The following is a 7,812-nucleotide window of genomic DNA, read 5'->3' as shown; positions in this document are numbered from 1 at the left end:
GCGCCCGCGCTGCGCGGCTCGCCCAAGGCACGCTGCAAGACTCGCGCATGTTCGCGTACAACCGCTTCGGCTTGCTGAGCTTTCACGACAGTGACCACGGCGTCCCCGGACAAACGGCGCTGCAGTGGATCGAATCGATGCTGCATGACAACGGCATCCAGGATGCCGACGGCGAGATCTACCTCCAGGCTTTCCCGCGCGTGCTCGGCTACGTGTTCAATCCCGTGAGCTTCTGGTTTTGCGAACGTGGAGATGGATCTTTGCGCGCCGTCGTCTGCGAAGTGAACAACACGTTCGGCGAGCGCCATTGCTATTTGCTCGACCCCGGCGGCGGCATTCTGAACGGCACACCGCTCACCGCGCGCAAGGTCTTCCACGTCTCGCCGTTCTGCAAGGTCGAGGGCCGCTACACGTTCCGCTTCATGTTCGCGCCGCCGAAACACGGCAAGCCGATGCGCTCGCTCGCGCGCATCGACTATGAAGACGACGAGGGTCCCCTTCTGCTGACCAGCATTGCGGGCACAGCGCGTGCGCTTGACTCAGCCAACGTGCTGCGTGTGTTCTTCGGTTATCCGCTGATGACATTTGGCGTCGTCGCGAAAATTCACTGGCAGGCGCTGAAGCTGTTCATCAAACGCGTGCCGTTCCTGAGCAAACCCAATCCGCCGTCCGCGAATGTTTCGCACGAGCGGGCCGAACTGCCGACCAGGTGACTTGCAAATGTCGACTCAGCCCTCCTCTCCTTCATCGCTTCGAAGTCCCGCAGCGTCCTGGTTCATCCGGCCGCTCTTGCGCACGCACCGCGCGTTGTACAAACCGGCAGCTGCGCGCGTGGTGCTCAGGTTGCTGGGCCAGTTGCAATACGGCGTTCTTGATGTACACCTGCCGGACGGCACCACGCGCCGCTACGGCCAGCCCGCCGATGAACCCGCAGCCGCGAACGCACCGCACGCCCGCGTCGTGCTGACGAACTGGAATGTGTGCGCGGCGGCGTTGAAGAGCGGCGATATCGGCTTTGCTGAGACTTACCTCGCAGGCGACTGGCATACGGACGACCTCGCCGCACTGCTCGACATCATGGTGCGCAATCGCACGACCATTGAAGCGGTGATCTACGGCTCGTGGTTCGGCAAGCTGACGAACCGCCTGCGCCATTTGCGCAACGCGAATACGAAGGAAGGCAGCCGGCGCAACATTCACGCGCATTACGACCTCGGCAACGCGTTCTACAAGCTCTGGCTCGACAGCACGATGACCTATTCGAGCGCGCTCTTCGACGGCACGCCCGACCAGACCCTCGCCGATGCACAACGCGCGAAGTACCGGCGCCTGCTGAACGAGTTGCAGCTCGACGGCGTCGATTTGAACGTACTGGAAATTGGCTGCGGCTGGGGTGGTTTCGCCGAACTCGCGGCGAGCGAAGCGAAAGCGCGCGTCACCGGTCTCACGTTGTCCACCGAACAGCTTGCGTACGCGCAGCAGCGCATGACGGACGCGGGTCTCGGCGATCGTTCGGACTTGCGCCTGCAGGACTACCGCGATACCCACGGCCAGTTCGATGCCATTGCGTCCATCGAAATGTTCGAAGCCGTGGGTGAGGAATACTGGCCGAGCTACTTCGAGTGCATCAAGCGCAACCTCAAGCGCGGCGGACGTGCATGCGTGCAGACCATCACCATCGATAACGCCCTGTTCGACCGTTACCGCACGAGCACCGACTTCATCCAGCAATATATTTTTCCGGGCGGCATGCTGCCCTCACCGGCTGTCTTCATGCAGGCTGCCGAACGCCACGGGCTGAAAGTGGTCAATCAGCTCTCGTTTGGCCAGGACTATGCACGCACGCTCAAGCTGTGGCGTAATGCGTTTGTGGCGCGCCTCGACGAAATCCGCGCGCAACGCTTCGACGAACGTTTCATCCGCTTGTGGGACTTTTACCTATGTTATTGCGAGGCCGCGTTCGCGCACTCGAACACCGACGTGATCCAGTTCACGCTGGAACACGCCTGATTCGAAGGTTCATGGCTGCGGCGCTGATGCTGCTGCTCTTGCCGCTGCAGGCGTTCGCCTTCGATGCCGCGCCGCTCGTGCGTCAAACGATTCCGCAAGCGCGCGTTCAGGGCGAGGGCGAACTGCGCATGTACGGCTTTCATATCTACGATGCCAGGCTTTACGTCGGCCCAACAGGTCTGTCGAGCAAGGAACTGACGGCGCGGCCGTTCGCGCTCGACATCGAATATGCGCGGCCATTCAAAGGCGCGTCTATTGCAAAACGGGGCCGCGAAGAGATGGACGACCTGAAACTCGCGAGCAAGTCGCAGACGCGGGAATGGCAGCAGGAACTGGAAAAGATTTTTCCGGACGTACAGCCTGGCGACCATGTTGTCGGCGTGTTCGTGCCCGAGCGCGGCACGACTTTTTATGCGGACGACAAGGTCATCGGCACGATTCCCGGCGATGACTTCGCCCGCGCGTTTTTCTCGATCTGGTTCGATCCGCGGACATCGGCGCCGGGGTTGCGCAATCAGTTGCTGGCAAATGGGGCGGCGCAGTAATCCGCGCCGACTCATGATCAACGCCGCTTCACAGCGGCTTTTTTTTCGCCGCCGGCTTGGCTGCGGTTGCTTTCTTGGCAGCGGGTTTTCCCGGCGCTTTGGGCGCCGCGGCTTTCGGCGGTTCGACGTCCTCATTCGCCGAATCCGATGCAGCCGGTTGCTGAGCCATCGCGAGCGTCGCCAGGTTGTTGAACTGCGACTGGAGCATGTTCCACCAGCCGGTGGGATCGAATGAAGCGTCGTTCGCGCTGGCTTCGCTCGGCGCTTCCGCTTCCGGCGAGGGCTGTTCTTCCCGCATAGGTGGCGCAGGCCAGGCCCCGGCAGACGCCGACGAAGACGCCGCAGCCGAGTTCTTCGCGCTGTCCACCGACGACTGCGCGAACGCGCCGAATGCTCGCAGCGTCGCGAGCGTCGCGCGCTGCACTTCCAACGCCTGAATCGCCGATTGCAGCATGTTCAGGTTGAGCTTGAGCCATTGCTCGACGGCGCGCATGTCCTTGATGCGTTTGTCGAGTTCCTCGACGTTCGTGAGCGGAGCAAGCATGTCCGACATCATGGAGAGCGAAGGCGATCCGCTCGACGATACCGCCGCCGCAAACGGATTCATCTTCATCATGTCCCACATTTTTTCCATCATGTCGCCCTGAGGAAAACCGGACATGCCGGGGAAACTTCCGAAGGGCGGCGTACCGCCGGGTGTATCGGTCATCAGACTTGCTCCTTGGTGCTGCGCAATGGATTCAATGATCGCCGATCAAAAAGGCGAGCCGCCCGGAAAATCCGGCGCGCGCTTCTCGCGCAGCGACTTGATGCCTTCCTGCACGTCGGGCCCGGCGAAACCCATGAATTCGAGCGCGAGGGACGTATCGAAGGCGGGACCCGCCGATCTCAGCCAGTTGTTCAACGCATACTTGGTCCAGCGGATGGCCGTTTGCGAGCCTTGAGCCAGACGATTCGCGACTTCGAACGCTTTTGGCAGCAAGTCGCTTTCATCTACTGCCAGCGATACCAGCCCGATCCGCTCCGCCTCTTCGCCGCTCACCGGTTCGCACAACAGCAGGTAATACTTCGCCTTCGCCATGCCGCACAACAACGGCCACACGATCGCCGCGTGATCGCCGGCGGCGACGCCGAGCCGCGTATGACCGTCGATGATGCGCGCCGTTTTCGCGGCAATCGATATATCCGCGAGCAGCCCCGCCACCAGACCCGCGCCGACAGCCGGGCCGTGCATCGCGGAAACGATCGGCTTGCTGCAGTTGATCACGTTGTAGACAAGGTCGCGCGCTTCACGCCAGACACGCGCGCGGACATCGAAATCGGAGGCCATCTGTTCGACCAGATGCAGGTCGCCACCGCCCGAGAAACCCTTCCCTTCGCCGCGAATCAGCGCCACGCGCGTGTCCGGATCACGATCTATATCACGCCAGATATCGGCAAGCTCGCGATGCGTGTTTGCATCGGCCGTCGCGAGTCCGCTCTTGTTTGCGCCCGCGCCGTTCATGATGATTTCGAGCACGCCGTGCTCGTGCCGGCGCAATTCCAGCGACGTGTATTGCGAGTAAAGAGAAAGATCGCTCATGGTTTGACGGATTTGATGATTGGCGTTGAGGTTCTTAGCGCGGTTGATAAACCCACTTGCCGTTCTCGATTTCAGCGATCACGCGCGCCCGTTGGTCAAGCCCGATATGATCGTTCGGCGTCATGTTGACCAGCCCGTTCGTGTCCGCAAAATTCTTTGTGGCTTCCAGCGCGTCGCGCAGCGCGCTTCGGAATTCCGGCGTGCCCGGCGCGCCCGCTTTCATCGCAATCGGCACTGCCCGGTTGAGCAACATGCCCGCGTCCCATGCATACGAACCGAATGCCGATACCGTGCCTGCGCCGTACTTCGTTTCATACAGCTTGATGTAGTCGAGCGCGAGCCGTTTGGCCGGATGATCGTCGGGCAACTGCGAGGCGACCAGCACGGGGCTTGTAGGCAGGAACGTGCCGTTGCAATCGGCGCCGCATACGCGCAGGAAATCGCGGTTGCCCGTGCCGTGGTTATGATAGATCGGGCCCTTGAAGCCGCGTTCGCGCAAGGTCTTCGGCGGCAGTGCGGCCGGCGTTCCCGCCGCGCCCACGACCACGGCATCGGGCTTCGCCGCGAGGATCTTCAGCACTTGCCCGGTCACGCTCGTGTCCGTGCGGTTGAAGCGCTCGTTGGCGACCATCGTGATCTTGTGAAGCTGGGCGAACTTCGACACTTCCGTGTAGAACGTCTCGCCGAGCGCGTCGGCCTGCCCGATGAACGCCATTGTCTTGACGCCATGGTTGCTGGCATGTTCGGCGATGGCGGACGCCATCATGGCATCGGTTTGCGGCGTCTTGAAGACCCAGTGGCGCTTGGCATCGACGGGCTCGATGATCTTCGATGACGACGCGAGCGAGATCATCGGCGTCTTGCCATCGGCGACGACATCGATCATGGCAAGCGAATTCGGCGTGATCGATGACCCGATGATCGCGTCCACATGATCTTCGGAGATGAGCTTCTTCGTGTTCTGGACGGCTTGCGTGGTGTCCGATGCATCGTCGAGAACGATGTAATCCACCGGACGTCCGCCCATTTCCTTCGGCAGCAACGCGACGGTATCGCGCGCCGGAATGCCGAGCGACGCGGCCGGTCCCGTCAGCGATAAAACCAGCCCGATCTTCACATGCGGCGTCTGCGCCCACGCAGCCGCCGAAACCGTGATCAATGCGCTTGCTGCCGCCAGCCGCCTGAATGCCGCGCCCCATCCCCCGCCTGAATGCATTGAAATCTCCTTGTTATGGACAATGCGGCTAAGTGTAGGGCGGCGCAGCATCCGGGCGCATCGGGCGAAACCCGTTACTGGATGGCGTTTTGCTCGTGCAGGGCAATCACCGACTGATCGATCGCGCCGAAGATCGACTTGCCGGCGTCATCGAACATTTCGATCTTGACGCTGTCGCCGAACTTCATGAACTCGGTCGCGGGCGCGCCGTGCTCGATGGTTTCCAGGCACCGCTTCTCCGCAATGCACGCATAGCCGCGCTTTGCGTCCTTGTTCGAGATCGTGCCCGAACCGACAATCGATCCCGCCCGCACGTTGCGCGTCTTCGCCGCGTGCGCGATCAACTGGCCGAAGTCGAACACCATGTCCGTGCCGCAATCGGGCTGGCCGACTTTCTTGCTGTTCCAGTGAACGATCATCGGTCTGTGGACGCGGCCTTCACTCCAGGCATCGCCGAGTTCGTCGGGCGTGACGGCAACCGGCGAGAACGCGGTCGCGGGTTTGCTCTGGAAGAAACCGAAGCCCTTGCCCAGTTCAGCCGGGATCAGGTTACGCAACGAGACATCGTTGACGAGCATCAGCAAGCGTACGTGCCTGAGCGCTTCGGCGGGTGTGGTGGTCATCGGAACGTCGGTGGTGATCACGGCGACCTCGGCTTCGAAGTCGATCCCATATGCCTCCGACGCACACACGATGTCATCCGCAGGTCCAAGCAGATCATCCGCGCCGCCCTGGTACATGAGCGGGTCGGTCCAGAACTCGGGCGGCATTTCTGCCTTGCGGGCGCGCCTGACGAGTTCGACGTGGTTCACATAGGCCGAGCCGTCGGCCCACTGGAATGCGCGCGGCAGCGGCGCCATGCACGCTTTGGCATCGAACGTGAATGAATGGCGCGCACGGCCCTGATTGAGCGCGTCCGACAAATCGAGCAATTGCGGCGCGTAGAAATTCCAGTCGTCCAGCGCGCGTTGCAGCGTCGGCACGATCGCATCCGCAATGGCGGCCGTGCGCAAATCACGTGATACGACGACCAGTTGGCCGTCGCGCGTCCCGTCCTTCAGCGTGGCAAGTTTCATAGAGCGTTTCGACGTTTAGTGACGATGGAGGAAATCTATTTTACGATGGTGAATCGTGTCCACCCCGTTTTTACCGCCCGGTTTGTGCCGGAATCGATTTCTTCATGTCATCTCCCAGCCGTCCAGCATCGTCCTTAAGGTTGAAATCACGGTTGGAACCACCGGCTTTCGAACCCGCCGACACGGAAGATTCCTCCGATACCGCCGGGGAAAAGTCGCGTTCCGGCATTCAGTCGATCGAGGTGGGTTTCCGTCTGCTCGACGTGCTGACCAACGAGCCGCGCGCCATGATGCTGCGCGATCTCGCCCAGCGCGCGGGGATGAGTCCGGCGAAAGCGCACCGGTATCTGGTGAGTTTTTTGCGGCTCGGCGCGGTATCGCAAGATCCGGTTTCCGGGCGCTACGAGCTTGGCGGCTTCGCGTTGCAGATGGGTCTTGCCCGCCTTGCACGCGTGGATGGCGTGAAGCTCGCGCGTATCGCACTGACGGATTTGCGCGACCGGCTGGACCAGACGGTGGGGATCGCGGTATGGGGCAATCAGGGCCCGACAGTCGTGCACTGGATGGAATCGAGCCATCCAGCGAAGGCATCGTTGAAGCTTGGCGATGTCATGCCGCTGTTGTCGTCGGCGACGGGTTTGCTGTTTGCCGCGTGCCTGCCGCGCAGCAAGACGCAGGCGATGCTCGATCGCGAACTCGAGGCCACGCGCCAGACCATGGCAGATGTGGAACCCTTGCTCGCCGAGATCCGCGCGCACGGTGCATCGCGCGTCGAGGGCATGTTGCTGCCGGGGATCCATGCTTTCTGCATGCCCGTGTTCGACTCAACCGGCGATCTTGCGCTCGGACTGATTGCGCTAGGTCATGAAGGATCGTTCGATACCCGCTGGGGCGGCGACATCGATACCGCCTTACGCGAATGCGCCGGCCAGCTTTCTTACGAACTCGGGTACAAACCGGGAGAACGGTAAGATTTCGATGCGCCTGATTTGCAGCGTGTGCGGAACGCCGCGGCGCACGCATGAGTCACATTGGCGTTGGCGCCAATGGCTCACATCCATTCACGCTCCTTTTCTGCCCGAACGCTTCCGACCTTATTGATGCCGTTCTCTTTGCTTCGCCGCCGTCGCACTGTATCCGGCGCCTCGTCCGATGAGTCATCCGCCACTCGATCCTTCCGATGGACCTTGTGGCTTGCCGTGCTGCTTGCAGTTCTGGCCCTGCATTGGGCTGCGGGACGCTGGGTGGACAGGAGCCGGAATGTATCGAATCCCGCGCCCGCCGAGCATGTCCCGGTGCAAGTGGAGTTGCTGACGCCCAAGCCCGTTGCGCAGGCACCGGCGCTTCCTGCGCAGCCCAATGCAGGGCCAGAACTGCAAGCAG

General features: G+C 61.8%; 8 protein-coding genes and 1 pseudogene. 5 read left to right on the top strand and 4 right to left on the bottom strand.

All coding sequences use genetic code 11. The annotated features are described in order from the left end of the window. The 3 genes from ACRXB1_RS24935 to ACRXB1_RS24925 all read left to right on the top strand — a co-directional run. Positions 1-713: DUF1365 domain-containing protein (locus tag ACRXB1_RS24935; protein ID WP_449493553.1), on the top strand; the 713-nt coding region annotated here is incomplete at its 5' end. 7 nt (positions 714-720) lie between these two features. Next, positions 721-2,010, top strand: a complete 1,290-nt coding sequence (locus tag ACRXB1_RS24930) for an SAM-dependent methyltransferase (protein ID WP_082771352.1) — start codon at positions 721-723, stop codon at positions 2,008-2,010. Between the two features lie 11 nt (positions 2,011-2,021). Next, complete coding sequence (locus ACRXB1_RS24925; protein ID WP_174362688.1) at positions 2,022-2,555, top strand: chalcone isomerase family protein; 534 nt, start codon at positions 2,022-2,024, stop codon at positions 2,553-2,555. Positions 2,556-2,583: 28 nt separating this feature from the next. Here ACRXB1_RS24925 and ACRXB1_RS24920 read toward each other — a convergent pair whose 3' ends face one another. The 4 genes from ACRXB1_RS24920 to ACRXB1_RS24905 form a co-directional block, all read right to left on the bottom strand. Further along, positions 2,584-3,264, bottom strand: coding sequence for a PhaM family polyhydroxyalkanoate granule multifunctional regulatory protein (locus tag ACRXB1_RS24920; RefSeq protein WP_174362687.1), 681 nt, complete (start codon positions 3,262-3,264; stop codon positions 2,584-2,586). Between the two features lie 45 nt (positions 3,265-3,309). Next, positions 3,310-4,137 carry an enoyl-CoA hydratase/isomerase family protein gene (locus ACRXB1_RS24915; RefSeq protein WP_061998295.1) on the bottom strand — a complete coding sequence of 276 codons (828 nt, stop codon included), beginning with the start codon at positions 4,135-4,137 and terminating at the stop codon, positions 3,310-3,312. Positions 4,138-4,171: 34 nt separating this feature from the next. Continuing rightward, on the bottom strand, positions 4,172-5,353 hold the full coding sequence (locus ACRXB1_RS24910; protein WP_449493552.1) for an ABC transporter substrate-binding protein: 1,182 nt from the start codon (positions 5,351-5,353) through the stop codon (positions 4,172-4,174). Positions 5,354-5,427: 74 nt separating this feature from the next. Next, positions 5,428-6,429: a fumarylacetoacetate hydrolase family protein gene (locus ACRXB1_RS24905; protein WP_449493551.1), complete on the bottom strand. Its 1,002-nt coding sequence runs from the start codon at positions 6,427-6,429 to the stop codon at positions 5,428-5,430. A gap of 104 nt (positions 6,430-6,533) precedes the next feature. Here ACRXB1_RS24905 and ACRXB1_RS24900 point away from each other — a divergent pair, with 104 nt between their 5' ends. Continuing rightward, positions 6,534-7,400, top strand: a complete 867-nt coding sequence (locus ACRXB1_RS24900; RefSeq protein ID WP_449493550.1) for an IclR family transcriptional regulator — start codon at positions 6,534-6,536, stop codon at positions 7,398-7,400. 129 nt (positions 7,401-7,529) lie between these two features. Beyond that, positions 7,530-7,812 (top strand): annotated as a pseudogene (locus tag ACRXB1_RS24895) (DUF3108 domain-containing protein); the annotation flags it as partial.

This window comes from Caballeronia sp. M23-90 (assembly GCF_053574605.1).
The sequence above is the reverse complement of the archived record's forward strand: the minus strand, read 5'-3'. Positions and strand labels throughout refer to the sequence as shown.